The sequence below is a fragment of the Ectothiorhodospira shaposhnikovii genome (genome assembly GCF_022227765.1).
Lineage (GTDB): Bacteria > Pseudomonadota > Gammaproteobacteria > Ectothiorhodospirales > Ectothiorhodospiraceae > Ectothiorhodospira.
The window spans coordinates 248,034-271,959 of the sequence record NZ_JAJMLZ010000007.1 but is presented as its reverse complement, the minus strand read 5'-3'; the positions used below and the strand labels follow the sequence as shown (position 1 = coordinate 271,959).

Below are 23,926 nucleotides of genomic sequence, written 5' to 3'. Positions count from 1 at the left end.
TCATTCCCGCCCCGCGTCATTCCCGCCACCTCCTCCGTCATTCCCGCGAACGCGGGAATCCAGTGACAGGGCAGAAAACCCTGGACTCCCGCTTGCGCGGGAGTGACGAATAAAGTGGCCCCCCTCGTCAAGACAGAAAAAACGCGGGAATGACGAAGGAATGATGACGATAGAGGTGGGACCATCACAGGCGGAAGGTCTTCCCTACAGCTTTTTCTCTCCCAGCAGGGCGGCGGCCTCGCCGGTCAGGCGACCGTTGCGGGCGCAGTCGTTCATGGCAATGCCTCGGTAGGCGTTGCCGGTCAGGTGCAGCCCCGGATAACGGCCCACATGGGCCATCAGACGATCCATGGCCTCGATATGGCCCACCGGGTAGCCAGGCAGGCCCCGCGGCCATTTCTTCACGAACTGCACGTCAGGCGTGACATCGATCCCCAGGGCCTTGGTGACGCCGTCCCGGGCGTGGGCAATGAGGGCGTCGTCGTCCAGATCCACCATGTGTGGATCCCGTTGTCCACCCAGCATCACGCGCACGCATTTCATGCCTTCCGGCGCCCGGTCCGGGAAGATGGAGCTGTCCCAGAGGATGCCCAGGAAGGGCATGCGGGCGGCGGCGGTGGTCAGCACGCCGAAGCCGTCCAGGGGGTGGTCCAGATGCTTCCAGCCAAAGCCCACCACGGCAATGGGGGCATAGTTGACCGCATCCAGCTGCTGTTCCAGCTCCCGGTCCAGTCCGGCCAGGATGCGGGCGGCGGCATAAGCCGGCACAGCCAGGATCACTTGGTCCACGGTGCTCGACTTGTCGCCGGCCTCGACCCGGAACCCCTTGCCTTCCTGAACCACGGCTTCCACCGGTGTGCCCAGATGCCATTCTGCCTTGATGGTCTTGTGAAGGTGTTCGGTCAGGGCGTTCATGCCGCCCTTGAAGCTCATCAGTACGCCGCCGGGGCCGGCGCTCTGCTTGCGGCGGGCGATCATGCCCTTGAACAGGCCGCCGTGCTTGCGTTCCAGCTCCGTCACCAGGGGGAAGGCCGCCTTCACGGAGACCCGGTCGGCGGTGGTGCCGTAGATGCCGGCGGTCATGGCATCCAGGAAGATGTCGGTGAATGCCTTGCCCAGACGACGGTAGCCGAAGGACTGCAGGGTCTCGTCGCTATCGTCCCGTTTGGGACGAATGAACACCTCGCCCATCACCCGCAGTTTCTGCGGCCAGTTGAGCAGTTCGGTCTTGAGAAACTTGCCCGGAGAGTCGGGCATGGGGTGCATTCGATCGGTATAAATGAAGCGTCTGCGGGAGGCATCCTGACTGCGCATGAGTACGTCACCGGCGCCGCAGTCCGTGACCAGTTGCAGCATGTCCGGCTTGTTGCTCAGAAAGCCGTTGCCGCCTTCCTCGAAGCGAAACCCCTCGATGTCGATGGTGTGCAGGGTGCCGCCCACGTGGGGATTGGCTTCATAGATGACGATGTCCGCATCGCTCCGGGCGCGTTGCAGATAAAAGGCCGTGGCCAGACCGCTGATACCGGCCCCGATAATGGCTACCCGCATGGGTGTCTCCCTTTCTATTCTCTATATCTGTGTCGAAATGGCCATGCGGGCTGTCATGCCCGGCATGGGTTGATGATGATCAAGTCATGTGCCGCGATGCCCGGCCAGTCACTGGCTTGCGGAGGCGGCCGGTTTGCGGGCGATGAACCGCGTCGAAATCCCCAGGAATTCATCTTGCACCTCCACCAGCTCAAACCCGGCCCGGGTGAGCATGTCACACAGCTGTTCCGTGCTCATGAAGCCCTGGATGGACTCCGGCAGATAGGTGTAGGCTTCCTTGTCCCGGGAAATCATGGCGCCGACACGGGGCAGTACCTGACTCATGTAGAGACGATTCATCCGGTCCATCAGGGTGAGTTTTTCACGGCTCATGAACTCCAGGATCACCGCCAGCCCGCCCGGTGCCAGCACCCGGTGAAATTCCCTCAGGGCACCCTCCACGTCCACCACGTTGCGAATGCCGTAGCTGATGCTGATCAGGTCGGCGCTGTCGTCCTCCAGAGGCAGGGCAGTGGCCGGTGCCTCCATGAACGTCACGTCATCCACCTTCCCGCGTGCCAGTTCCAGCATGCCCACGGCCGGATCCACGCCGGTGACCCGTTCGATGGTGGTGCCCTGGGATGCGGCTGCTTCGCGCCAGAACAGGATCAGGTCACCGGTGCCGGTGGCCACATCCACCAGATGGCGCACCGGACCGCCATGAATTTTCATGGCGGCCCGGCAACCGTTGCGTCGCCACTGCCGGTCCACCCCGAAGCTGAGAATGCGATTCAGCCTGTCATAGGTGGGAGAGATGTCGTTGAACATCTGAATGATGCGTTGCTGTTTGTCCATGCAGGGTTGTTCCGATCAAGGGAATGGGGGGATGTCAGGTCTTCGAACCGGACGAGCCGTTGCGGGAATCCAGCGCTCGGGCATTGATCAGGGAGCGGCGGATACGTTCGAAGGCCTGACGACTGATGTGATGGATGATCGGTTTGGCCACCCGGCCCACGGTCTTGTCCAGCAGCCGGGTGGGTAGATGATATTCGATGGTCAGTTGCACCCGGGTGCCGCCGGGGACGGAGGAAAACCGATAGTGTCCGGTATTGCGGATGCCGCTCAGGGACTGCCAGCGGATCATGTGCGGTGGATCCTCGTCGATGATGGTCACGTCCCAGTGAAAGACCATGCCGTTGGCGCGGACCTGCCAGCGATAGGTCTTGTCGTCCAGCGGAGTGACGGATTCCACGGCGTCGGCATAGCGGGGGAATTCATCCACCCGCCGGATCATCCCGAAGACTTCCTCCTGGTCCGCGGGAAACAGCATGTCATGATCAACGACCGGCATCTGATAATCAGCTCCCATGAACGGCGGGACGAATCATGCCCCGCGTGGTTATGTCAAAGACCATCGGACGGGTCAAGCGGCCCGGACCCTTCCGGCGATCCCCTCGGCCAATCCCTTGAAGACAAAGGCGTGGGCCGGTGCCATCAGGTACCAGTACAGCAGCCCCCACACGCCGGCCGGGTGCCAGTAGTTGGTGACGGTGATCCGGGTGCCCGGCGCCTCCGGTGACAATTCGATTTCCAGCACACCCGCCCCGGGGGCGCGCATGCCGAATCCCAGGGTGAGGCGTCGTTCCGGTTCAATGGCCATCACCCGCCAGGAGTCCACCATGTCGCCGAGGCGCAGCTCGGTCGGATGACGGCGACCGTAGTTGCGGCCGGGGCCTCCCAGCAGCCAGTCGATGCCTTCCCGGATCCTCCACAGGAGTTCATGGGCAAAGTAGCGGTTTTCCCCGCCGATGCGACGGACCACCTCCCAGACCTGATCCGGGGTGGCCTCCACCAGGGCACTGCCGGAAGCCTGTTTGGCGTAATAGGCGTAGTCCACCCGGTAGTCTCGGAACATGAACGCCCCTTCGGTCCAGCGGGCGGCGACTCCGTGGGATTTTTCAGCCTCGAAGGTGGCGCGCACCGCGGTACGAAAATCCATCAGCGCCTGGGGCATGAGGCGGCGGGTCAGTGCATCATCGGCCACATAGTCTTCCTTGAGGCCCTCGATCAGGGCCTGAGCAATGGAGGTGGGCACCGAGGTGACCAGACGCAGCCAGTAGGAGGAGAGTTTCGGTGAGAGCAGGGGGACCGGGATGATCCGGGGTGGCGTGCGCCCGGCCTCCTCGGCCAGGATGCGCATCATGTCTGCGTAGGTGAGGTATTCGGGACCGCCGGTATCCAGAATCTCGCCGGCGGCCTCCGGGATCCGGGGGGCGCGCTCCAGGTAGTCGAGCAGATTCTCCAGAGCGATGGGCGGTGAGGTGCGGGAGACCCATTTCGGGGTGACCATGACCGGCAGGTGCAGGACCAGATCACGCATCACTTCAAAGGCCGCCGAACCGGGGCCGACGATGATCCCGGCCCGCAATTCGGTGACCGGGACGCTGCCCTTGCGCAGCTCGTCACCGGTCAGGCGTCGGGAGACGATGTGCTCGCTGCGTGCCGAGTCCGGGGCCAGCCCGCCCAGATAGACGATGCGCCGGACCCCGGCCTCGGCGGCGGCACGGGCGAAATGTCTCGCCGCTTCCAGGTCCAGGCGCCCGAAGGACTTGCCGGCCCCCATGGAGTGGACCAGATAGTAAGCGACCTGGACATCCTTGAGGGCCGGCCCCAGGGTCTCGGGCTTGAGGGCATCGGCCGGGACCAGTTCGGCACCGGTCCAGCCCCGGGCCTCCAGTACCTTCAGCGTGCGCGAAGAGGCCCGAACCCGGGTGCCGCGGGCCAGCAGGCGGGGTACCAGGTTACTGCCGATGTAGCCGCTGGCACCGAACACCAGGGTGAGGGCATTCGGACCGATCGAGTCGTCCGCGGAAGGACTCAAGGTGCCGGGCGTCGCCATGGGGGATCTCCGGTGAGGGATTGTCATCGTACTATACGGGGTTTTTCTCCCTGAGCATCACTGTCAGTCGACAGACGCAGATCGTGGTTCCCGTCTCGTCTTCCAGTTGGATGTCCCATACCTGGGTACTGCGTCCCCGGTGCAGGGGGCGGGCACAGCCCAGGACCCGACCGTGGCGGACGGACTTGAGGTGGCTGGCGCTGATCTCCATGCCGGCGGCCACCCAGCCTGGCGGGGCCGCCAGATTGGAGGCCACGCTGCCCAGGGTTTCGGCCAGGGCCACGGAGGCGCCGCCATGGAGCAGGCCATGGGGTTGTCGGGTGCGTGCATCCACCGGCAGCGTGCCGAACAGGGCCGTGTCCGTGATCCGGGTGATCTCGATCCCCAGGGCTTCCATGAGGGTCCCCTGGTGGGCGGCATTGATGGCCTGCAGATCGATGGGGCGTTGCCAGAGGGACATGATCAGATTTCCCGGGGATGCATGACATTGGCCAGCCGGATCAGGTCGCGGCGTTGAATCTTGAGTCCGCTGGTGGGAGGCATGGGCAGGAAGGCCACCGGCACCATGAAGGGCTTGAGCCGTTCCCGCATCCAGGTGCGCAGGGCATGGGCATCCAGTTCCGTGCCGGACTGGATGAAGGCCACCGGGCGCTGGCCAAATTCCGCGTCCTGTCGCGGCACCACCACTGCACGGAGGATGTCGGGATGGGTATGCAGCAGTTGCTCGATGGCTTCCGGCTGGATGTTTTCCCCGCCGCTGATGAACTGGTTGTCGAGCCGCCCCACCACATGGAAACGGCCGTTTTCCCAGCGACCCAGGTCGCGGGTATGGAACCAGCCCTCTTCATCGGTCGCGGGGAGGATGCGTCCCGCGTCCCGATACCCGAGGAACAAGGTGTCACCGCGGACCAGGATCTCGCCGGTTTCGGCCAGCCGGCATTCCCGATGAGGCAGGATGCGGGCCGGTCCCTCCGGGGGTTGGGTGATCACCTGGGAACTCATCTCGGTCAGGCCATAGCTGGTCCAGCAGGGCAGGTTCTGCCGGCGTGCCTGCTCCAGCAATGAGTCACGGACCGGCCCGCCCCCCAGGAGCAGGTACCGCAGGCTGGAGGGAGGCGGGCCGCTTTGTTGCAGCAGGCGGTGCAACTGGGTTTCCACCATGGAGACATGGGTCACGCCCATGTGCATCAGGAAACCGGTATCCTCGGCGCGCCCGTCCAGCACCAGGGCGGCCCCCCCCATCAGACAGCGAAACACGATGGCCAGTCCACCCACATGGTGGGTGGGCAGGGACAGCAGGTATCGGTCTCCCGGCCGCAGGGGAATGCGTGTCGCGGCCCCCGCGGCGCTGAGCGCATGGTTGGCGTAGCTGTGGACGGCCAGCTTCGGTTGCCCGGTGGAGCCGGAGGTCAGAATGCCGGTGCAGGGGGTGTGCGGCTGAAATTGACGGCGCAGTTCCGGGGGAGGGGATGGCGGGGACGGGACGATCACATCCCGTTCGGTCGTATCGGTCGGTTGCAGGGGCTGCCCTGGTTCCCGTACCAGCCAGTGAACACCCTGTTGCCGCAGCAGGGCATGCAACGGGGTTTCCGGCATGGCCGGATTGACCGGCAACAGACAGGCGCCGCTGCGCAGAACGGCCAGCAGGTCGATGATGCCGTCAATCGTGGTCCGGGTCCGCAGGGCGATCCAGTCTCCACCCTGCACGCCCTGGGCCAGAAAGGTCATGGCCCGATGATCCACCCGCGTTTCCAGTTCGGCGAAGCTCAGGCTGTCTTCCGGGGTGATGATGGCGAGGGTCCCGGCATGACGCCTGCCTGCCTGCCATAGCAGGCAGGGCACGTCGGCATGGGGCGGGGTGTGTTTCATGTCCAGCATCCAAGGTATTCCAGTTCAGCGTGTGGTGTGACCGGCAATGTACGATGTTCCGGTTGGCTGAGGATGGGCGTCAGCAGCGCCCGGGCAAATATACCGAAGGTATCCAGGCCCTGTGGACCCCGCAGATCCCAGTCATGGACCAGGCGCGCGTGGAAGTCCAGGGTGAGGTTGCTTTCATAGGCCGCGCTCAGAACGACGGGAATGCCAAGCTGGCGGGCTTGCTGTATCAGCATGCCGGCGCGGCTCAGGCCGGTGAGCATGGGCTTGACGACCAGGGCACCCAGGCCCGGTGTCCGCAGATCGGGGGCCATGGTTTCTCTGAGGGTTTCATCCCAGGCAAAGGGGATGCCGGTACGGGACCACCATGACAGGTAGTCACTGCCTGCCGGCAGGGGTTCCTCGATGAACTGGATCCGTCGGTGGTCGATGGCGCGACAGAGTGTCTCGGCCTGTTCCAGGGTCCAGGAGCGATTGGCATCCAGGCGTAGCTGCTGCCCTTCCGTGAGCCGTGCCGTGACCCGGCGGATCCTGTCGATGTCCGTCGCCAGGGCGTCGCGCCCCACCTTGAGCTTGAAACAGGGGGATGCCCGATCCGCGGCAATGTCCAGGGCATCGTCATGGCGGATCAGACGGCAGCGGGGGACCGGAGCCGCCGGTGGCAATTGTCCGCTCCATTGCAGCCGTCCGGCTTCCAGGCCGAAACACACCTCCGGGGCGGTTTCCATCGGCAGACGCAGGAGGCGGTCGGGCAGGGGGCCGTCCTGTTCAAGGATCTGCCGGACCTGCTGATGACATCGGGCCAGCGTTGCCCGGCTGAAGCCGGGCAGGGGACTGATCTCGGACCAGAGGCTGTCCGCGCGGGGCCGACACCATTCCAGCAGCAGTCCCTCCCGTCGTGTCAGGGTGTGCCCCGGCATGGATAACGCCTGACGGAGGGGCAGGGAGAAACGCCAAAGCCGGATTTCATGGGGCGGGCATCCCTGCTGCCATGGGTTTTCCGTTCCCGTCGGCGGCACGACTTCAGGGCTGACGTCTGAATTTGCGGAAGTCGGGCTTGCGTTTCTCCAGGTAGGCGTTGCGGCCTTCCTGCCCCTCTTCGGTCATGTAGAAGAGCATGGTGGCGTTGCCGGCCAGTTCCTGGATGCCCGCCTGGCCATCGACCCCGGCATTGAAGGCGGACTTGAGCATGCGCAGGGCGATGGGGGAGTGCTCCAGGATCCGGCGGCACCAGGCCACGGTTTCCTGCTCCAGTTGCGCCAGCGGCACCACGGTGTTGACCAGCCCCATGTCCAGTGCTTCCCGGGCATCGTACTGCCGGCACAGGAACCAGATCTCCCGGGCCTTTTTCTGACCCACCACGCTGGCCATATAACTGGCGCCGAAGCCGCCGTCAAAGGAACCCACCTTGGGGCCGGTCTGGCCGAAGCGGGCATTGTCCGCGGCGATGCTCAGGTCGCAGATCAGATGCAGCACGTGGCCGCCGCCGATGGCATAGCCGGCCACCATGGCGATCACCGGCTTGGGGCAGGAGCGGATTTCCTTTTGCAGATCCAGCACGTTCAGATGATGCACGCCCTGTTCATCCTTGTAACCGGAATCCCCCCGGACCCGCTGGTCACCTCCGGAGCAGAAGGCCAGATCCCCCTGGCCGGTGAGGATGATGACACCGATCCCCTCGTCAAAGCGGGCATCGGACAGGGCCTGGCGCAGCTCCTTGACCGTGCGCGGGCGGAAGGCATTGCGGACTTCCGGCCGGTTGATGGTGATCTTCGCGATGCCTTCGGCCTTGTGATAGAGGATATCTTCATAAGGGGCCGAGTGGTCCTGCCAGTCCAGTGCCGGGATGATGGAAGACGCTGCTGTGCTCATGAGGATGCTTTACTCGTTTGGGTGAAATGCATGGGGTGGCAGACCCGTTCCATGACGGCGGCCACCTGCCCGGGGTCCTGAGCGTGGCAGTTATGCCCCAGGCCGTCCAGTTTGACAAGTTCAAGCCCGACGCAGGTGTCGGCCAGTGCCTGTCCCAAGGCACTGAACTTGGTGTCCTGTGCGCCCGCGATGAAAACCCGGGGACAGGTCAGTCCGGCCAGACCGGGGCGCAGGTCCGGCTGGCCACTCAGACTGGTGGCCAGCAACACCCGGGCCAGGGTGGCGGGGTCCTGGGCGGACCGAACCCGGATGAAGGCTTCCCGGCGAGCGGGTGCCAGGTCGGCAAACACCGGCTGTCGATACCAGTCTTCCAGGACCTGCGGCCAGGGCTCACGCGCCAGCCGCGTGGCCCAGTTTTCGTCATGGCGGCGGCGTGCCCGGCGCTCTGCCTCGGTTTCCAGCCCCGGATGGGCGCCCTCCAGGACGAGGGCGGCGATGGATTCGGGATGACGGGTTGCCAGCCAGGCGGCGATTCGCCCGCCCATGGAATAGCCCGCCAGGGCGATGCGGGCCGGCAGCAAGGGTGCCAGCTGCCGCCAGAACCGCTCACAGTACCCCTCGAAGTCCAGATCTGCCGGCAGGGGCTGACTTCCGTGCCCCGGCAGGTCCGGCAGCAGGCAGTGGTAACGATCCGACAGCAGGCGGGCCGTCCGTAGCCAGTCATCACCGCAACCCATGAAACCGTGGAGCAGGACCAGGGTGGGGAGATGGGCGGCACCCCGTGAGCGGATGGGGGCTGGCCGGGTCATGTCTCGTAGCGGACGTCCACCAGGGCGCCGATCAGGCCCTTGATGATCCGGCTACTCTGGTTGGGGGGGAAGTTCAGTTCGATCAGGGTGACGCCGCCCTTGCGGCAGGCATCGGTATAGGCCTTTTCGAAGCCGGCGGCCGAATCCGGGTTGGCGTAGGCCAGGCCGAACAGGGCCGCCGCATTGCGGAACGCAAGGCCGTGGGGCAACTGGAACAGGGTCTGGAAATGCGACTTTTGCTCGGCGGCGGGCAGCAGGTTGAAGATGCCCCCACCGTCATTGTTCAGGACCACGATGATCAGCGGGTGGAAACACTGTTTCGCCAGTGCCAGGCTGTTCAGGTCATGGAGCAGGGACAGATCCCCGATCAGCAGGGTGGCCCCGGCCGGATGCCCCATGGCCAGTCCCATGGCCGTGGCCACCAGTCCGTCGATGCCGCTGGCCCCCCGGTTGGTGATGCAGCGATTGCCGCGTCCGGGACGGGCGACCATGTCCAGCAGTCGGATGCTCAGGCTGTTGCCGGGCAGCAGCAGCATGTCCTCCGGGATCGTCTCGGTGATGATGCGGGCCGCGGCCGGCTCCGAGAACGGATAGGTCAGTGCCAACGTCAGATGCTCGCCGAGCTGGGACTGCAGGGCGTCGATGCCCAGCCCTCGCTGGGGCGGGATCTGGATCTGGCCGCAGAACTCGGGAATCGAGGCCTGGATCTGGGTGGCCCGGTGCTCCGGGTCCAGACTGTCCTCATGGGGACTCACCAACCAGTACTGACCCTGGAAGCCTGCCAGCCATTGATTGATCCGCTTGCTGGTGATGCGGCCGCCGAACTGGATCACCTGATGCATGGCCTTGAAGCGGCGTCTGACATGGGTGATCGCCAGCAGCAGATCCGGGTGGGCCAGGACGCAGGGATGTTCCGTGAGCCGCAGCTGGCTGCCGATGTCGGCCAGGATGGGTACCGAGGACCGTTCGGCCAGGGCCAGGACCGCCGCGGCCTCGTCGGTATCCAGTTGCCCGGCGACGAATATCACCGGCTCCCTGAGCCGATGCAGGCTGAAGCCGGGCAATGGCGGCGGGGAGGATGCCACCGGTACCACGTCGGACAGCCAGGGGCCGAAGTCGACGGATTCTTCGGTGCCGTAGAGTGGTTCCCGGAACGGGACATTGATATGCACGGGACCGCGTCCGGGTCCCTGGAGCCGGGCGAGGACCCTATCAAGCTGCTGGGCCAGCCAGCCGCCGGTCAGGGCGGCGTCGGGGGCCGGCAGATTCAGGGCTGCACGCACATGGTGCTGGAAGATGCCCGGCTGGACGATGGCCTGGTTGGCGCCGCAGCCCACCAGTTCCTCGGGACGATCGGCGGTGATCGCCACCAGGGGCTGATGGGTCTGGAAGGCCTCCACCAGGGCCGGATGCAGGTTGGGCACGGCGGTGCCCGAGGTGGTGATCAGGGCGACCGGGCGTCGCTTGGCCTTGCACAGACCCAGTCCCAGGAAGGCCAGGCCACGTTCATCGAAGTGGGTATGCAACCGCAGCTCGGGATGGTCGTCCCGATAACGGGCCGCGGCCAGGGCCAAGGGGGCACTGCGACTGCCCGGGGCCAGGCAGATATCCCGTACCCCATGCTGATAAAGACGATCTATCAGCAGATGCGCCCATGCCTCATTGATGTGGGTGAACGGTGCCTCCATGACCGCCCCTCAGGATTCCAGCACGGCGAGGAAGGACTCGATCTTGGCCTCCAGTTCGTTCCATTCCGCGGCGGGGTCGGAGCCTTCCACGATACCGACGCCGGAGTAGCACAATGCCTGATTGCGATGGAGCAGGGTGGAGCGGATGGCCACGGCGAATTCCGAGCGCTGCGGACAGATCCTGCCGATCACGCCGCTGTACCAGCCCCGCCGGGCGGTCTCCTGACGGCTGATCAGATCCCGGGCCTCGCCGCGGGGAAAGCCGCAGACCGCCGGGGTGGGGTGCAGGGCCGCCAGCAACTGCTCGTCACGCACGTCCTCCCTGAGGGTGGCATGGATGGGCAGGTAGCGGTGCTGGATGCGATCCAGCTTGAAGACACCGGCCTGGGCCTGGGCGGGGCCTTCGATCTGGGTGATCCAGGGCGCGATCTGTTCACGTACATAGCGGGTGACCAGCTCATGCTCATGGATCAGCTTGGGATCTTGCAGCAGGACGCGTTCCAGGGCCGCGTCTTCCTGCGCCGTGCCGCCGCGGCGCACGGTGCCGGCCAGGGATTCGGTGAATACATGTCGGCCGGAACGACTGAACAGGCGCTCCGGGGAGCATCCCATGAACAGCCGTTCCCCATTTTCAATGGCAAAGCAGAAGCTGCCGGGATTGCTGCGATGCCAGCGTTCCAGGGTCAGAAAGGCCGGCGGGGATTCGTTCAGCTGCAGGTCCACCCGCCGGGCCAGTACCACCTTGCGGATGGGACCCTGGGCGATGTGGTTAAGGATGTTGCCGATGTGGCGGCTGCAGGTGTCGAAGTCCATGTGGTCGACGCGCCGGGTGATGCGCACGCTTGCCCGGGGGAGGCCGTCTGCCGGGGTCTGACGCAGTCGGCACAGGGCCGCGATGAGCCGGGTCTTGCGGGTCATGAAATCCCGTCGTGAGTCCGCCAGCAGATTCACTCCCAGGCGGCACTGGCCTCCCTGTCGTCGCAGCTCGACGGCCGGCAGCACGAAACGGGCCGCCGGAAACCCCTCCCAGTCGTCTTTCCCGGCCTGGCCGTCGAAGGAAAAGCCGCCGATGAAGGCCGTGGCCTGTCCGTCGAGGATGTCATGGATCCGGCGCAGCAGGGCAGGGTAGGCAGTGGCTTCCCGGGCGCTCAACGCCGCGGCGATGCCGATGCCGGCGATGCTTTCGTCCCCTTCCCGGTTCTGCCACAGGCTGCGCTCGCCGGCCGGCGCGGCCTGCAGCCAGCGGAAGGGGTTGGTCCGGGGGACGGGTACGCTCAGGTGCAGCAGATGGTCGCTGCGGAAGGACCAGTTCTTGATCCGGCCCAGCAGGGTTTCCACCGCCCCATGCAGGGGGCCACCGGTATCCAGGCAGTCGCCTCCGGCATCTCGGCCCACGCCCGGAGTACCGGTGCCCAGGGGCTGGTCGAGTGATACCGGATATTGACTGACTGATGACACGGTACATCCTCTGAACAAGTGGCCGGCCTCGCACTCCCGTTCCGGACCGCCCGGCGGCTCCGGGGGGCGGGCAGGATCCGTCGCCGTCGTGAAGTGCCGCCCGCCAAAAATTATAAAAACCGGTGAATGGGGGCAGATATGACTTATATCACTTTGGATTGTGCCACAGGCGGGACGTTCCGAAACGCCGTGATGGCGACAGCATGGATCACCGGCGCAGGTATATGTTAATAAAAATGGGTTGCAAGTCAGTCCTGCTTGAAAGCCTGCCGCTCCAGCCCAATATCCAGGATTAATCTGACATAGTCTCAAGGGGTTTTGCCACCATGCGCATGGACAAATTCACCAGCAAGTTCCAGCTGGCACTGGCCGATGCCCAGTCCCTGGCCGTGGGCCGTGATCACCAGATGATCGAGCCGGTCCACCTGATGATCGCCCTGCTGGACCAGGCGGGGGGATCGGTGCGACCCCTGCTGGCTCAGAGCGGCGTCAATGTGAATCTGCTGCGGTCCCAGCTGGGGGAGGCCCTGGAGCGTCTGCCCAGCGTGGAGGGGGCGGCCGGTGACCTGCACATTTCCAACGACCTCGGCCGGTTGCTGAATCTGTGCGACAAGCTGGCCCAGGACCGCAAGGATCAGTTCATCTCTTCCGAACTGTTCGTGTTGGCAGCCCTGGAGCATCAGGGTCAACTGGGTGAACTGCTTCGCAAGACCGGCGCCACCAAGGGGGCCGTTGACAAGGCCATCCATGACCTGCGTGGTGGTCAGCGGGTGGATGACCCCAATGCGGAGGAGCAGCGCAAGGCCCTGGAAAAATACACCATCGATCTCACCGAGCGCGCCGAACAGGGCAAGCTGGACCCGGTGATCGGTCGCGACGAGGAGATCCGCCGCGCCATTCAGGTGCTGCAGCGGCGCACCAAGAACAACCCCGTCCTCATCGGCGAGCCCGGCGTGGGCAAGACCGCCATCGTCGAGGGGCTGGCCCAGCGTATCGTGGACGGCGAAGTGCCCGAGGGTCTGAAGGACCGGCGGTTGCTGTCCCTGGACATGGGGTCGCTCATCGCCGGGGCCAAGTTCCGTGGTGACTTCGAGGAGCGGCTCAAGGCGGTGCTCAGTGACCTGGCCAAGCAGGAGGGACGGGTGATCCTGTTCATCGACGAGCTGCACACCATGGTGGGCGCCGGCAAGGCGGAGGGATCCATGGACGCGGGCAACATGCTCAAGCCGGCCCTGGCGCGGGGAGAGCTCCACTGCATCGGCGCCACCACCCTGGACGAGTATCGCAAGTATGTGGAGAAGGACGCCGCCCTGGAGCGGCGCTTCCAGAAGGTGCTGGTGAACGAACCCAACGTGGAGGACACCATCGCCATCCTGCGTGGCCTCAAGGAGCGTTATGAGGTCCATCACGGGGTGGAGATCACCGATCCGGCCATTGTCGCCGCCGCGACCCTGTCTCATCGCTACATCACGGATCGCCAGCTGCCGGACAAGGCCATCGATCTGGTGGACGAGGCGGCCAGCCGCATCCGCATGGAGATCGACTCCAAGCCCGAGAGCATGGATCGCCTGGAGCGGCGTCTGATTCAGCTCAAGATCGAGCGCGAAGCCCTGAGAAAGGAATCCGACGAGGCTTCGCTCAAGCGCCTGGAGGCCCTGGAGGGGGAGATCGATCGCCTGGAGCGGGAGTATTCGGACCTGGACGAGATCTGGAAGGCGGAAAAGGCCGCCCTGTCCGGCACCGCCTCCATCAAGGAAGAACTGGAGCGGGCCCGGTTGGAGCTGGAGACCGCGCGCCGGGCCGGCGACCTGGGACGCATGTCCGAGCTGCAATACGGTCGCATTCCCGAGCTGGAACGGCAGCTGGACATGGCCGCCCAGGCGGAAATGCACGAGATGCGGTTGTTGCGCAACAAGGTGACCGACGAGGAGATTGCCGAGGTGGTTTCCCGCTGGACCGGCATCCCTGTTGCCAAGATGCTGGAAGGGGAGCGGGAGAAGCTGCTGCGCATGGAGGAGGCCCTCACCCGGCGCGTGGTGGGGCAGGACGAGGCAGTCAGGGCCGTGGCCGATGCCATCCGCAGGGCACGGGCGGGGCTTTCCGATCCCAACCGCCCCAATGGCTCCTTCCTGTTCCTGGGGCCGACCGGGGTGGGCAAGACCGAGCTGACCAAGGCCCTGGCCGCCTTCCTGTTCGACACCGACGAGGCCATGGTGCGCATCGACATGTCGGAGTTCATGGAGAAACATTCCGTGGCCCGGCTCATCGGCGCGCCTCCGGGGTACGTGGGCTACGAGGAAGGTGGCTACCTGACCGAGGCAGTCAGGCGCAAGCCCTACTCGGTGATCCTGCTGGACGAGGTGGAAAAGGCCCATCCGGACGTCTTCAACGTGCTGTTGCAGGTGCTGGATGACGGTCGTCTCACCGACGGCCAGGGCCGTACGGTGGATTTTCGCAACAGCGTGATCGTGATGACCTCCAATCTGGGATCCCAGCTGATTCAGGAGATGGCCGGCGAGGAACACTATGATCAGATGAAGGCGGCGGTGATGGAGGTGGTCGGCACCCATTTCCGTCCCGAGTTCATCAATCGGGTGGACGAGGTGGTGGTCTTCCATCCCCTGGGTCGGGATCAGATCCGGGCCATCACCACCATTCAGTTGGATTATCTGCGTCGTCGCCTGGCGGATCGCGACCTGCGACTGACGGTATCCGAGGCGGCCCTGGATCGCCTGGGCGAAGCCGGGTTCGACCCGGTCTACGGCGCCCGCCCCTTGAAGCGGGCGATTCAGCAGCAGCTGGAAAATCCGCTGGCCCAGCGCATCCTGCGGGGCGAGTACGGCCCCGGGGATGTGGTGGCGGTGGATTGTGCCGGGGAGGGGCTGACCTTCGGCAATGATCGCGATATGCTTCGCCCATGAGCGAGACACTGCAACTATCAGGTGAACTGGTCCAGCAACTGCAGGAAGTGCTGGCCGGCCACGACCCGCGCTGCGGGGATCCTTTGGTGGCGGTCCAGTACATGGCCGCCGTCACCGGCTACCTGCTGGCCTGCCAGCACGTGCCGGATGATCGACGCCGGGAGTTTCTGGAGCAACTGCAGGCCTTCATGGGAAGCGTGTTCGAGGACGTGGTGGCACAGCAGCGTCAGGTGCCGCCGGAGCCTGCCCACGCCCCCCAGGAGGCCTTCGGTATCTGGCGCCCGGGCGATCCGTGAATGCCGGACGACCCTTGCCTCAGGGTGGCGTCCGGCGGCCCTTGTTGGCCTTCATCAGCGCCCGGAGCATGGCTTCCTGCTGATTGAAAGAGGCCGGTTGCGCCCCGGTGCTCCGCTCTTCTCGCGGATCCGGTTCTTCTCCTCGTCCTTGATAACCCGGCGGCGGCCGATGATCCGGCCGCAGGAAATGGCGCATGCGCAGGGTCTTGTTGAGGTGCGTGACGCGGCGGTCGATCCAGAACAGATCGAAAATCGCGCCGCCCAGCAGACCCAGGGCCGGTAGCAGCAGCAAGATCCCGGCACCGATGGGCAGGCCCAACAGCAGGCTCAGACTCAGGATCAGGTAGGCAATCCCGCCGAGGGGTTCCTTCAGATAGAATCGATGCAGGCCCAGCGGGAAAGCGGCCATCAGGGCATAGGCAACGACAGGGCGGCGCATGTCGCGGATGTATTCGGCATTCATCTGCTGCAGACCGGCCCCCTTGAGGTCCAGCTGCCTCCAAGCCTTGCTCATGCATACCCTCCCGTTGCAGTCACCATACCCAATCATCAGAGTGTAGGACGAAATCAGGGATATCCCATCATGGCTGACCGACGACTTCAGGTGTTCTATACGGTGGCGCGACTTTTGTCGTTCACCAAGGCGGCGGAGGCCCTGCACATGACCCAACCGGCAGTCACCTTTCAGGTCCGCCAGTTGGAGGAACACTTCAATACGCGCTTGTTCGATCGTACCCACAACCGGGTCAGTCTCACCGAGGCGGGACGCACTGCCTACGGGTATGCCGAGCGCATCTTCGAGGCCTACACGGAGATGGACAACGCCATTCGGGAGATCACCGGCGATGTCACCGGCGCACTGACCCTGGGGGCCAGCACTACCATCGCCGAGTACATGCTTCCGGCCTTGCTGGGTAACTTCAAGAAGAAGTATCCGGAAGTGAACCTGCGCCTGAAGGTGTCCAATTCCGAGGGGATCGTCTCCATGGTGGAGAACAACATCATCGACCTTGGCGTGGTGGAAGGCCCCGTGTCCAACCGCAACCTGCAGGTGGAGATGTGCCGACTGGATCAACTGGTGGTCATTGTCCCGCCCTCCCACCCCCTGGCGAAGAAGGACTGCCTGAGCATCGAAGAGATCCTGCCGTTCCCCTTCATTTGTCGGGAAGAGGGCTCGGGCACCCGCGAGGTGATCATGGATTATCTGGTCGCCCAGGACGTGGATCGCAACGGCCTGGCCATCTGTCTGGAACTGGGCAGCCCCGAGGCGATCAAAGGAGCTGTCGAGGCCGGCATGGGGGTCTCCATCCTCTCCCGTTCCACCATCGACAAGGAACTGGCCCTGGAACGTCTGGTGGGCATCCCGCTGGAGCCGCCCCTGACGCGACAGTTTTCGTTCGTGCATCAGCGCCAGAAGTTCCGCTTGCGGGCCATGGAGGAACTCCTGTCCTTCGCCCGTGATTACTGCGAAACCCAGTCCGCTGCCGAGGAGGAGCGCTGTCCGTCTTCCTGACCGGTCCCCGCCCAGGATCCGGTGCTTCAGGCCGCGAGACCCTGCAAGGGAGTCCGCCATGAAGAACTATGCGGTTGTACAGCACAGCTATGCAGAGTTTCTCGGCCTGATCGAGAGCCACCTGGAGCGTCGAGATATCGGCTTCAGTTATTTCCGTCCCTTCGTCGGACAGGGGCTGCCGGGATCGGCTGCCCAGTTCGATGGCCTCTGGCTGCTGGGAGGCGCCTGGCCCACCGCCGACGCGGCCCGCAATCCCCAGGTGCCCGATGAGTTGCGCCTGATCGACATTTTCCGCAAGGCCCGGCGTCCGGTGGTGGGGCTGGGCATGGGGGGGCTGCTGGTGGCGCAGGCCGCCGGCGGCGAGGCGACCCTGTCGCCTGACTGCACCGCGGGTTTCGTCACCGCCCGCAAGACGCCGGCAGGCGAGGGCGATCCCCTGGCGGAGGCCGTGGACGGGCAGCAGGTACTGGTGATGTACCATGGTAACATCGTCCTGCCCGAGGGGTTGGAGCCCATCCTGGTGGACGAGTCGGGGCATTGGCTGGCGGTGCGGCCCGATCCCCTGACCTACGGTCTGTTGTTTCGGCCCGAGCTCAAGCCGGGCATGCTGGAAGACATCATCATGGAGCCCGGGCACAATCCGCCCCCCGACATCACGGCACTGCTGGTGCAGGCCCGGGATCTCTGGCCGCGGATGCAGGACATGACGGCCCGGGTGGTGGCGGCCCTGGTGACGGCGCTGGGCCTGATGCGGGAGCGCCGCAAGATGCCCGTGTTCAATCTCAAACTGGAGCCCAAGTGAGTCTGCCGCCCCATTCCACCTCCGAGCGACGCCTGCGGAGTCTGTATCGTGGCCTGTCGACCGCTGATCGGGATACCCTGCTGGCCTTTGCCGAGTTCCTTGCCGGCCGAGCCGCGGCGGTACCCACGTCCATTCCCGCACCCGAACCCATTCCCCGTCCCGAGGAGGAGAGCGTGATCCGGGCCATGAAACGCCTGTCCGCCACCTATCCGATGCTGGACAAGGCGCGTCTGCTCAACGAGACTTCACAGCTCATGACCCAACATGTGATGCAGGGGCGGGCGGCGGTGGAAGTGATCGATGAACTGGAGGCGGTGTTTGCCCGCCATTATCAGCGTCTGTGCGAGGCCCGCGAATGATCCCGGTCCTGCGTCGCTGGTACGAACGCCATTTTTCCGATCCCCAGGTGGTGATCCTGGCGTTCCTTCTGCTGTTGGGATTTGCCGTGGTGTTGTTTGCCGGCCGGCTGCTGGCGCCGCTGCTGGCCAGCATCATCATTGCCTACCTGCTGGAGGGGGCGGTGCGTCGCCTGCAGAACTGGCGCATTCCGCGCATGGCGGCGGTGACCCTGGTCTTCCTGGTGTTCATGGCGGTACTGGTGGCCACCCTGCTGGTGGTGGTGCCGGTGCTGAGTCAGCAGATCACCCAGCTGGTACGGGAACTGCCGAACATGGTGGTGCAGGGACAGAACATCCTGCTGCAATTGCCCGAGCGCTATCCCCAGTTCATCACCGAGGAGCAGGTGCGCGAGATCATGGGTGCCATCCGGGCGGAATCCATCGCCCTGGGGCAGCGGGTGGTGAACCTGACCCTGGCCTCGGCCGTGCATGCGGTCACCATCATGGTCTACCTGGTCATCGTGCCCATCATGGTGTTCTTCCTGCTCAAGGACAAGGATGCCATCCTGGGTTGGATCACCGGTTTCCTGCCCCGGGACCGGGGCCTGGCCAACGAGGTCTGGGCCGAGGTGAACATCAAGATCGCCAGCTACGTCCGCGGCAAGTTCGTGGAGATCCTCATCGTCTGGGCCGCCAGCTACCTGACCTTCATCTACTTCAATCTCAACTACGCCCTGCTGCTGTCATTCATGGTGGGGCTGTCGGTGATCATCCCCTACATCGGTGCGGCCCTGGTGACCATTCCAGTGGCGGTGGTGGCCTATTTCCAGTTCGGGGTGAGCAGCGAGTTCACCTATGTGCTGATTGCCTATGCGGTGATCCAGTTCCTGGACGGCAACGTACTGGTGCCCCTGCTGTTCTCCGAGGTGGTGAATCTGCATCCGGTGGCCATCATCACCGCGGTGATCCTGTTCGGCGGGTTGTGGGGGTTGTGGGGGGTCTTCTTCGCCATCCCGCTGGCCACCCTGATCCAGGCGGTGATCCGTTCCTGGCCCCGCCATGGCAACATGCCCGATCATGAGGAACAGACACGTTACGACAACGAGGCGGCCTGAGCGCGGGTTTTCAGAGATGCTCGGAGGCAAAATCCGCCAGTCGTGAGCGTTCGCCCCGCTGCAGCAGTACGTGGCCGGCATGGTCCCAGTCCTTGAAGCGATCGACCACGTAGGTCAGGCCCGAGGTGGTTTCCGTCAGGTAGGGGGTATCGATCTGCCCCACGTTCCCCAGGCAGACCACCTTGGTCCCCGGGCCGGCCCGGGTGATCAGCGTCTTCATCTGCTTGGACGTGAGATTCTGGGCCTCGTCCAGAATGATGAAGCGATTGAGGAAGGTGCGCCCGCGCATGAAGTTCAGGGAGCGGATCTTGATTCGGCTACCGATCAGGTCCTGGGTCGCCGCCCGACCCCAGTCACCCCCGGTCTCGGAGCGGGTGAGCACTTCCAGGTTGTCCATCAGGGCCCCCATCCACGGGGTCATCTTCTCTTCCTCGGTGCCGGGCAGAAAGCCGATGTCCTCGCCGACCGGCACCGTCACCCGGGTCATGATGATTTCCCGGTAGCGGTTGTCCTCCAGGGTCTGCGCCAGGCCCGCCGCCAGGGTGAGCAGGGTCTTGCCGGTGCCCGCCGTGCCCACCAGCGAGACAAAGTCCACCTCCGGATCCATCAGCAGGTTCAGGGCAAAGTTCTGTTCCCGGTTGCGGGCGTGAATGCCCCAGACCGTGTGTCGTGCGCCGGTGTAATCCCGGGCCAGTTCCACCACCGCGGAGTCACCTTCCCGGCGTCGTACCAGGGCGGTGAACGCAGGATCGTCTTCCCGATAGAGACACTGGTTGGGGTGCCACTGGGTCACCAGCGGGCCGGTGAGGCGATAGAACGTGCGACCGCTCTCCTGCCAGGAATCCATGGATTTGCCGTGGCTGTCCCAGAAATCCGCCGGCAGCTCGCAGGTGCCCCGGTAGAGCAGGTCCACGTCGTCCAGGACCTGGTCGTTGTAGTAATCCTCCGCATGGATGCCCAGTACCGCCGCCTTGATGCGCAGGTTGATGTCCTTGGAGACCAGGGTGACGGCCTCGTCCGGCCGTTCTCCCTGCAGCGCCAGGGCCGTGCTCAGGATGGTGTGATCCGGGGTGCGCCCAGGCAGGTTGTCCGGCAGATGGGAGGACAGCACGCGGGTCTGGAAGAACAGCCGGCCGGTACCCGCGGCATCCGAGTCGCCCAGGCGCGCGCCGGTCAGGGGCAGCCCCTGGGCAATCTGGGCGTGGCTCGCGTCAGCCATCAGTTCATCGATGAACCGGCTGGCCTGGCGTACGTTGCGGGCGACCTCGGAAACGCCCTTCTTGGCCTTGTCCAGTTCCTCCAGGACCACCATGGGGAGGAACACATCATGTTCCTTGAAGCGGAACAGCGCCGCTGGATCGTGCATGAGCACATTGGTGTCCAGCACGAACAGGCGCTTGCCGTGGATGTCCTTCTTGACCATGAACGGGCTCCGGAACGGGGGCGGGTGGGTCAGAGCACGTCGATGGCCTTGAGCACCTCGTCCACATGGCCGGCCACCTTCACCTTGCGCCATTCCCGGCGGAGGATGCCGTCCCGGTCGATGAGGAAGGTGCTGCGCTCGATGCCTCGCACCTGTTTACCGTACATGTTTTTCAGCTTCATGACCCCGAACTGCTCGCAGACCGTTTCGGATTCATCGGCCAGCAGTTCGAAGGGAAAGCCGTGCTTGGCCTTGAACTTCTCGTGGGACTTGAGGCTGTCGCGGGAAATGCCGATCACCGTGACGCCGGCGGCGCGAAACGCATCGTGGCGGGCGGTGAAGTCCTTGCCTTCCGTGGTGCAGCCGGCGGTATCGTCCTTGGGGTAGAAGTAGATCACCACCGGGCCTTGCGCCAGCAGTGTCGAGAGTCGGATGGGGTCGCCGCCGGTGGCGGGGAGTTCAAAATCGGGCACGCTCCCGCCGATTTCGATCGTGTTGTCCGTCATGGGCCTGGTCTCCTGAGCCTGAAATCACTGCAAATCAGCCTGGGGGTGGCCTCATGTGTCACTGACCTACCCCTTGATGGGTTCGATGACACCATCCAGATTCAGTTCATCACAAAAATCCAGAAAGTCCTCCCGCAGGGAGGCGATATGTTCCGTGGTGGGGATCTCCACCGACAGGTGGGCATTGAACATGGGGGTGCCGGAGTGAACGGCCACATAGGCATGGCTGTTGAGTTCACGGATGCCCACCCCGCGGGCAGTGAAGAAGCCCACCAGCTGATGCACGATCCCCGGCTGGTCCAGGGAAATCACATCCACGGAGTAGGGCAGGCTCGGCACCACCGTATCCTGGCGCGGACCCGTGCGCCGGGACAGGATTTCCAGGTCCGCCTGTCGTCCCAGGGCCGCCAGCGCACCGTCCAGCTTGCTCAGGGTGTTCCAGTTGCCCGATACCAGCATGAGGGCGGCAAAGGTGCCCCCCAGGGCCGACATGTGACTGTCCTGGATGCTGCAGCCGCTTTCCAGGATCACCCGTGACAATTGCTCCGCCAGTCCCGGGCGGTCCTCCCCCATGGCGGAAATGACCAGATGAGTTGTACGGGGATGCTTGGTGGGCTGGGGCATGGTCACGGACAGGCAATGATGATGGGCAAAGGGTATCAGTTTCCGCCTGCCTCGCCTATCAAGGCCGCGGCGGTGGCGAGGCGTCCGCGGCGGCGTGGAAACAATCCCGCACGCACCCGCGTCATGGCTTGATGGTGAGGAGGGCGGACATTACTATGTCCGCTTGCATTCAGCGCGGAGGTTTCGATGTTTCACGGCAGCATGGTGGCACTGGTCACACCCATGGAGGAGGATGGCTTCATCTCCGAATCGGCGCTGGAGCGGCTGGTGGAGTTTCATATCGACCAGGGGACCGACGCCATCGTTGCGGTGGGCACCACCGGGGAGTCCGCCACCCTGGATGTGGACGAGCATTGCCGGGTGCTCCGCCTTGTGATGGAGTTCGCCGCCGGACGCGTTCCCGTGATTGCCGGGACCGGGGCCAATTCCACGGCGGAGGCCATCGACCTGACCCGGGTGGCCATGCAGATGGGCGTCGATGCCTGCCTGCTGGTGACGCCCTATTACAACAAGCCCACCCAGGAGGGGCTGTACCGTCATTATCGGGCCATCGCCGATGCCGTGCCCATTCCCCAGATCCTCTACAATGTCCCGGGGCGGACCGCCGTGGACCTGCTGCCCGAGACCGTGGAACGCCTGGCGGATATTTCCAACATCGTCGGTCTCAAGGAAGCCACGGGTGACCTGGACCGGGCCCGCCTCCTGATGGAGCGATGCGGCGACCGTCTGGATCTCTACAGCGGCGACGATGCCACCAGCCTGGAATTCATGCTGGCCGGCGGCAAGGGCATCATCTCGGTCACGGCCAACGTGGCACCGCGCGCCATGCATGACATGTGCGCCGCGGCACTGGCCGGCGACAGGGAGGCCGCCGTGGCCGCCGATACCCCCGTCAAGGGGCTGCACAAGGCCCTGTTCCTGGAGTCGAACCCCATTCCGGTCAAGTGGGCCCTGCATGAGATGGGCCTGATCCCGCCCGGGATCCGCCTGCCGCTGACGCCCCTGTCCGAACCCCTGCGCGAGCCCCTGCGTGAAGCCCTGCGGGCCGCCGGCATACCCTTGAGTACCTATCCTGCATGAAGACATCTCTCAATATGGCCAGGGCCTGGATACTGCTGCCGGGCCTGACTGCCGTCATGGTGCTGACCGCCTGCGGGAGCCTCGGCTCCCGTGATGGTCACGCCGACAGTCGCGAAACCCGGGCCCTGGAAGTCCCCCCCGACCTGGTGGCCCCGAACGTGGACCCGAGTTTCCGCATCCCCGAGCAGACCACGGCCAGGGCCAGCGCCCTGGAGGATCGCCGGGCAGTGCCGGGAGAGATCTCTTCCGGCACCCAGGCCCGGGTGCCGGTCCTGGTGGATGCGAGCACGCTGCAGCTTCGTCGCGAAGGCAATGTGCGCTGGCTGGAGGTGGAGGATACGCCGCCGGCGGATCTCTGGCCCCAGCTGAGGGCCTTCTTCCAGGCCCAGTCGCTGCCCCTGAACCGGGAAGAGCCGGCGTTGGGCATTCTGGAAACCGAGTGGTTCCAGGCCCGTGCCCAGGTGCCCATGGAGGGCGGTATCCGAGGTTTGCTGGGCAGGCTGTTCGGCGATTTCTACGATGCCAGTACCCGGGACCAGTATCGTGTGCGGCTGGAGCCCCAGGGGGACTCCGGCACGGCCGTCTTTGTCAGCCATCGCAGTGTCGAGGAAGTGGCCGAGCGGGAGGATATTGTCCGCTGGCGCATGCGTCCCTCCGATCCGGAAGCCGAGGCCGAGATGCTGGTGCGCCTGATGGTGCATCTGGGTCTGGAGCCCGAGCAGGCCGCCCAAGCCCTGGGGCAGGCCCCCGATCTCACCCCGGGGCTGCGCCTGAGCGAGGCGAATGGTGAAACCGCCCTGGAGGTTCGGGGTGAGTTCACCGGACTTTGGCGCCGCATGGGGGTGTTGCTGGATCGGGCCGCTCTGCTGGTGGACGACCAGGACCGCAGTGAAGGGGTGTATTACGTGACCTTCCGGCCCGAGGCCCACGAGCGCCGGGGCGGCTTCTTCAGTCGCCTGTTCAGTACCGGTGAGGGTGCCAGGCTGCGACCCGATACCCAGTACCAGATTCATCTGCGGCAGGCAGGGGATTGGGTGCAGGTGATTCCCCGCTCCCAGGCCGGGGAAGCGCTGTCAGGCGGCGAGGCCGCCGCGGTACTGGAGCGGATCGAGCAGGAACTCAATCCCGGCGGCAATCAGGGATAGGGTCATTCCCTTCACGCGGGCAGGGCATGGCGCCC

The 23,926-nt window shown here is 64.9% G+C and carries 23 protein-coding genes; 8 read left to right on the top strand and 15 right to left on the bottom strand.

What is annotated here, in order from left to right:
* Positions 1–204: 204 nt before the first annotated feature.
* From hemG to LQD11_RS11665, 11 genes are all read right to left on the bottom strand, one after another.
* Positions 205–1,548, bottom strand: coding sequence for a protoporphyrinogen oxidase (hemG, locus tag LQD11_RS11715; RefSeq protein ID WP_008930603.1), 1,344 nt, complete (start codon positions 1,546–1,548; stop codon positions 205–207).
* A gap of 108 nt (positions 1,549–1,656) precedes the next feature.
* Complete coding sequence (ubiE, locus tag LQD11_RS11710; protein ID WP_238617702.1) at positions 1,657–2,382, bottom strand: bifunctional demethylmenaquinone methyltransferase/2-methoxy-6-polyprenyl-1,4-benzoquinol methylase UbiE; 726 nt, start codon at positions 2,380–2,382, stop codon at positions 1,657–1,659.
* A gap of 34 nt (positions 2,383–2,416) precedes the next feature.
* The gene (locus LQD11_RS11705; protein ID WP_238617701.1) at positions 2,417–2,878 is read right to left on the bottom strand and encodes an SRPBCC family protein; all 462 of its coding nucleotides are present in this window, start codon (positions 2,876–2,878) and stop codon (positions 2,417–2,419) included.
* Between the two features lie 72 nt (positions 2,879–2,950).
* On the bottom strand, positions 2,951–4,426 hold the full coding sequence (locus LQD11_RS11700) for an SDR family oxidoreductase (RefSeq protein ID WP_238617700.1): 1,476 nt from the start codon (positions 4,424–4,426) through the stop codon (positions 2,951–2,953).
* Positions 4,427–4,457: 31 nt separating this feature from the next.
* A complete protein-coding gene (locus tag LQD11_RS11695; RefSeq protein ID WP_238617699.1) occupies positions 4,458–4,886 on the bottom strand; it encodes a hotdog fold thioesterase in 429 nt (142 codons plus the stop codon).
* Positions 4,887–4,888: 2 nt separating this feature from the next.
* Positions 4,889–6,295, bottom strand: a complete 1,407-nt coding sequence (gene menE / locus LQD11_RS11690; RefSeq protein WP_238617698.1) for an o-succinylbenzoate--CoA ligase — start codon at positions 6,293–6,295, stop codon at positions 4,889–4,891.
* The gene (menC, locus tag LQD11_RS11685) at positions 6,292–7,320 is read right to left on the bottom strand and encodes an o-succinylbenzoate synthase (RefSeq protein WP_338081490.1); all 1,029 of its coding nucleotides are present in this window, start codon (positions 7,318–7,320) and stop codon (positions 6,292–6,294) included. The genes menE and menC overlap by 4 nt, the downstream gene beginning before the upstream one ends.
* A 4-nt stretch (positions 7,321–7,324) precedes the next feature.
* Positions 7,325–8,173 carry a 1,4-dihydroxy-2-naphthoyl-CoA synthase gene (menB, locus tag LQD11_RS11680; RefSeq protein WP_238617696.1) on the bottom strand — a complete coding sequence of 283 codons (849 nt, stop codon included), beginning with the start codon at positions 8,171–8,173 and terminating at the stop codon, positions 7,325–7,327.
* The gene (gene menH / locus LQD11_RS11675; RefSeq protein WP_238617695.1) at positions 8,170–8,982 is read right to left on the bottom strand and encodes a 2-succinyl-6-hydroxy-2,4-cyclohexadiene-1-carboxylate synthase; all 813 of its coding nucleotides are present in this window, start codon (positions 8,980–8,982) and stop codon (positions 8,170–8,172) included. Before menH ends, menB begins: the two co-directional genes overlap by 4 nt.
* Positions 8,979–10,670, bottom strand: coding sequence for a 2-succinyl-5-enolpyruvyl-6-hydroxy-3-cyclohexene-1-carboxylic-acid synthase (menD, locus tag LQD11_RS11670; protein ID WP_238617694.1), 1,692 nt, complete (start codon positions 10,668–10,670; stop codon positions 8,979–8,981). Before menD ends, menH begins: the two co-directional genes overlap by 4 nt.
* Positions 10,671–10,679: 9 nt before the next feature.
* Positions 10,680–12,128 (bottom strand): isochorismate synthase, encoded by a 1,449-nt coding sequence (locus LQD11_RS11665; RefSeq protein ID WP_238617693.1) that lies wholly within the window; start codon positions 12,126–12,128, stop codon positions 10,680–10,682.
* Positions 12,129–12,454: 326 nt separating this feature from the next.
* Between LQD11_RS11665 and clpB the strand changes: the two genes are divergently transcribed.
* On the top strand, positions 12,455–15,049 hold the full coding sequence (gene clpB / locus LQD11_RS11660) for an ATP-dependent chaperone ClpB (protein WP_238617692.1): 2,595 nt from the start codon (positions 12,455–12,457) through the stop codon (positions 15,047–15,049).
* A complete protein-coding gene (locus tag LQD11_RS11655; protein ID WP_238617691.1) occupies positions 15,046–15,345 on the top strand; it encodes a hypothetical protein in 300 nt (99 codons plus the stop codon). Before clpB ends, LQD11_RS11655 begins: the two co-directional genes overlap by 4 nt.
* 19 nt (positions 15,346–15,364) lie before the next feature.
* Here the strand turns inward: LQD11_RS11655 and LQD11_RS11650 are convergent, their stop codons facing one another.
* Positions 15,365–15,859 carry a TM2 domain-containing protein gene (locus tag LQD11_RS11650; protein WP_238617690.1) on the bottom strand — a complete coding sequence of 165 codons (495 nt, stop codon included), beginning with the start codon at positions 15,857–15,859 and terminating at the stop codon, positions 15,365–15,367.
* A 69-nt stretch (positions 15,860–15,928) separates the two neighbouring features.
* On the opposite strand from LQD11_RS11650, the gene LQD11_RS11645 reads away from it, so the two are divergent.
* From LQD11_RS11645 to LQD11_RS11630, 4 genes are read left to right on the top strand one after another with little or no spacing between them, the layout of a single operon-like run.
* Positions 15,929–16,858, top strand: coding sequence for a selenium metabolism-associated LysR family transcriptional regulator (locus LQD11_RS11645; protein ID WP_238617689.1), 930 nt, complete (start codon positions 15,929–15,931; stop codon positions 16,856–16,858).
* A gap of 58 nt (positions 16,859–16,916) precedes the next feature.
* Positions 16,917–17,660: a type 1 glutamine amidotransferase gene (locus LQD11_RS11640; protein ID WP_238617688.1), complete on the top strand. Its 744-nt coding sequence runs from the start codon at positions 16,917–16,919 to the stop codon at positions 17,658–17,660.
* The gene (locus LQD11_RS11635; RefSeq protein ID WP_412852744.1) at positions 17,543–18,019 is read left to right on the top strand and encodes a Crp/Fnr family transcriptional regulator; all 477 of its coding nucleotides are present in this window, start codon (positions 17,543–17,545) and stop codon (positions 18,017–18,019) included. The genes LQD11_RS11640 and LQD11_RS11635 overlap by 118 nt, the downstream gene beginning before the upstream one ends.
* Entirely contained in the window at positions 18,016–19,113 is a 1,098-nt protein-coding gene (locus LQD11_RS11630) for an AI-2E family transporter (RefSeq protein WP_238617686.1), read from the top strand. Before LQD11_RS11635 ends, LQD11_RS11630 begins: the two co-directional genes overlap by 4 nt.
* Before the next feature lie 10 nt (positions 19,114–19,123).
* Here LQD11_RS11630 and LQD11_RS11625 read toward each other — a convergent pair whose 3' ends face one another.
* From LQD11_RS11625 to LQD11_RS11615, 3 genes are all read right to left on the bottom strand, one after another.
* Positions 19,124–20,536 carry a PhoH family protein gene (locus LQD11_RS11625; protein WP_238617685.1) on the bottom strand — a complete coding sequence of 471 codons (1,413 nt, stop codon included), beginning with the start codon at positions 20,534–20,536 and terminating at the stop codon, positions 19,124–19,126.
* Positions 20,537–20,565: 29 nt separating this feature from the next.
* Positions 20,566–21,042 (bottom strand): peroxiredoxin, encoded by a 477-nt coding sequence (locus LQD11_RS11620; protein ID WP_238617684.1) that lies wholly within the window; start codon positions 21,040–21,042, stop codon positions 20,566–20,568.
* A 66-nt stretch (positions 21,043–21,108) separates the two neighbouring features.
* Positions 21,109–21,666 carry a glycine cleavage system transcriptional repressor gene (locus LQD11_RS11615; RefSeq protein ID WP_238617683.1) on the bottom strand — a complete coding sequence of 186 codons (558 nt, stop codon included), beginning with the start codon at positions 21,664–21,666 and terminating at the stop codon, positions 21,109–21,111.
* Between the two features lie 186 nt (positions 21,667–21,852).
* Here LQD11_RS11615 and dapA point away from each other — a divergent pair, with 186 nt between their 5' ends.
* Positions 21,853–22,746, top strand: a complete 894-nt coding sequence (gene dapA, locus LQD11_RS11610; protein WP_238617682.1) for a 4-hydroxy-tetrahydrodipicolinate synthase — start codon at positions 21,853–21,855, stop codon at positions 22,744–22,746.
* Positions 22,743–23,891 (top strand): outer membrane protein assembly factor BamC, encoded by a 1,149-nt coding sequence (bamC, locus tag LQD11_RS11605; protein ID WP_238617681.1) that lies wholly within the window; start codon positions 22,743–22,745, stop codon positions 23,889–23,891. The genes dapA and bamC overlap by 4 nt, the downstream gene beginning before the upstream one ends.
* Positions 23,892–23,926 lie beyond the last annotated feature (35 nt).

Coding starts and splice junctions, on each gene's coding strand:
- LQD11_RS11700 (WP_238617700.1), bottom strand. CDS start 4,426: ATGGCGACGCCCGGCACCTTGAGTCCTTCCGCGGACGACTCGATCGGT.
- menB (WP_238617696.1), bottom strand. CDS start 8,173: ATGAGCACAGCAGCGTCTTCCATCATCCCGGCACTGGACTGGCAGGAC.
- LQD11_RS11640 (WP_238617688.1), top strand. CDS start 16,917: ATGAAGAACTATGCGGTTGTACAGCACAGCTATGCAGAGTTTCTCGGC.
- LQD11_RS11645 (WP_238617689.1), top strand. CDS start 15,929: ATGGCTGACCGACGACTTCAGGTGTTCTATACGGTGGCGCGACTTTTG.
- LQD11_RS11655 (WP_238617691.1), top strand. CDS start 15,046: ATGAGCGAGACACTGCAACTATCAGGTGAACTGGTCCAGCAACTGCAG.
- LQD11_RS11620 (WP_238617684.1), bottom strand. CDS start 21,042: ATGACGGACAACACGATCGAAATCGGCGGGAGCGTGCCCGATTTTGAA.
- LQD11_RS11650 (WP_238617690.1), bottom strand. CDS start 15,859: ATGAGCAAGGCTTGGAGGCAGCTGGACCTCAAGGGGGCCGGTCTGCAG.
- LQD11_RS11705 (WP_238617701.1), bottom strand. CDS start 2,878: ATGCCGGTCGTTGATCATGACATGCTGTTTCCCGCGGACCAGGAGGAA.
- LQD11_RS11630 (WP_238617686.1), top strand. CDS start 18,016: ATGATCCCGGTCCTGCGTCGCTGGTACGAACGCCATTTTTCCGATCCC.
- hemG (WP_008930603.1), bottom strand. CDS start 1,548: ATGCGGGTAGCCATTATCGGGGCCGGTATCAGCGGTCTGGCCACGGCC.
- menH (WP_238617695.1), bottom strand. CDS start 8,982: ATGACCCGGCCAGCCCCCATCCGCTCACGGGGTGCCGCCCATCTCCCC.
- bamC (WP_238617681.1), top strand. CDS start 22,743: ATGAAGACATCTCTCAATATGGCCAGGGCCTGGATACTGCTGCCGGGC.
- ubiE (WP_238617702.1), bottom strand. CDS start 2,382: ATGGACAAACAGCAACGCATCATTCAGATGTTCAACGACATCTCTCCC.
- LQD11_RS11695 (WP_238617699.1), bottom strand. CDS start 4,886: ATGTCCCTCTGGCAACGCCCCATCGATCTGCAGGCCATCAATGCCGCC.
- clpB (WP_238617692.1), top strand. CDS start 12,455: ATGCGCATGGACAAATTCACCAGCAAGTTCCAGCTGGCACTGGCCGAT.
- menD (WP_238617694.1), bottom strand. CDS start 10,670: ATGGAGGCACCGTTCACCCACATCAATGAGGCATGGGCGCATCTGCTG.
- LQD11_RS11615 (WP_238617683.1), bottom strand. CDS start 21,666: ATGCCCCAGCCCACCAAGCATCCCCGTACAACTCATCTGGTCATTTCC.
- menE (WP_238617698.1), bottom strand. CDS start 6,295: ATGAAACACACCCCGCCCCATGCCGACGTGCCCTGCCTGCTATGGCAG.
- dapA (WP_238617682.1), top strand. CDS start 21,853: ATGTTTCACGGCAGCATGGTGGCACTGGTCACACCCATGGAGGAGGAT.
- LQD11_RS11625 (WP_238617685.1), bottom strand. CDS start 20,536: ATGGTCAAGAAGGACATCCACGGCAAGCGCCTGTTCGTGCTGGACACC.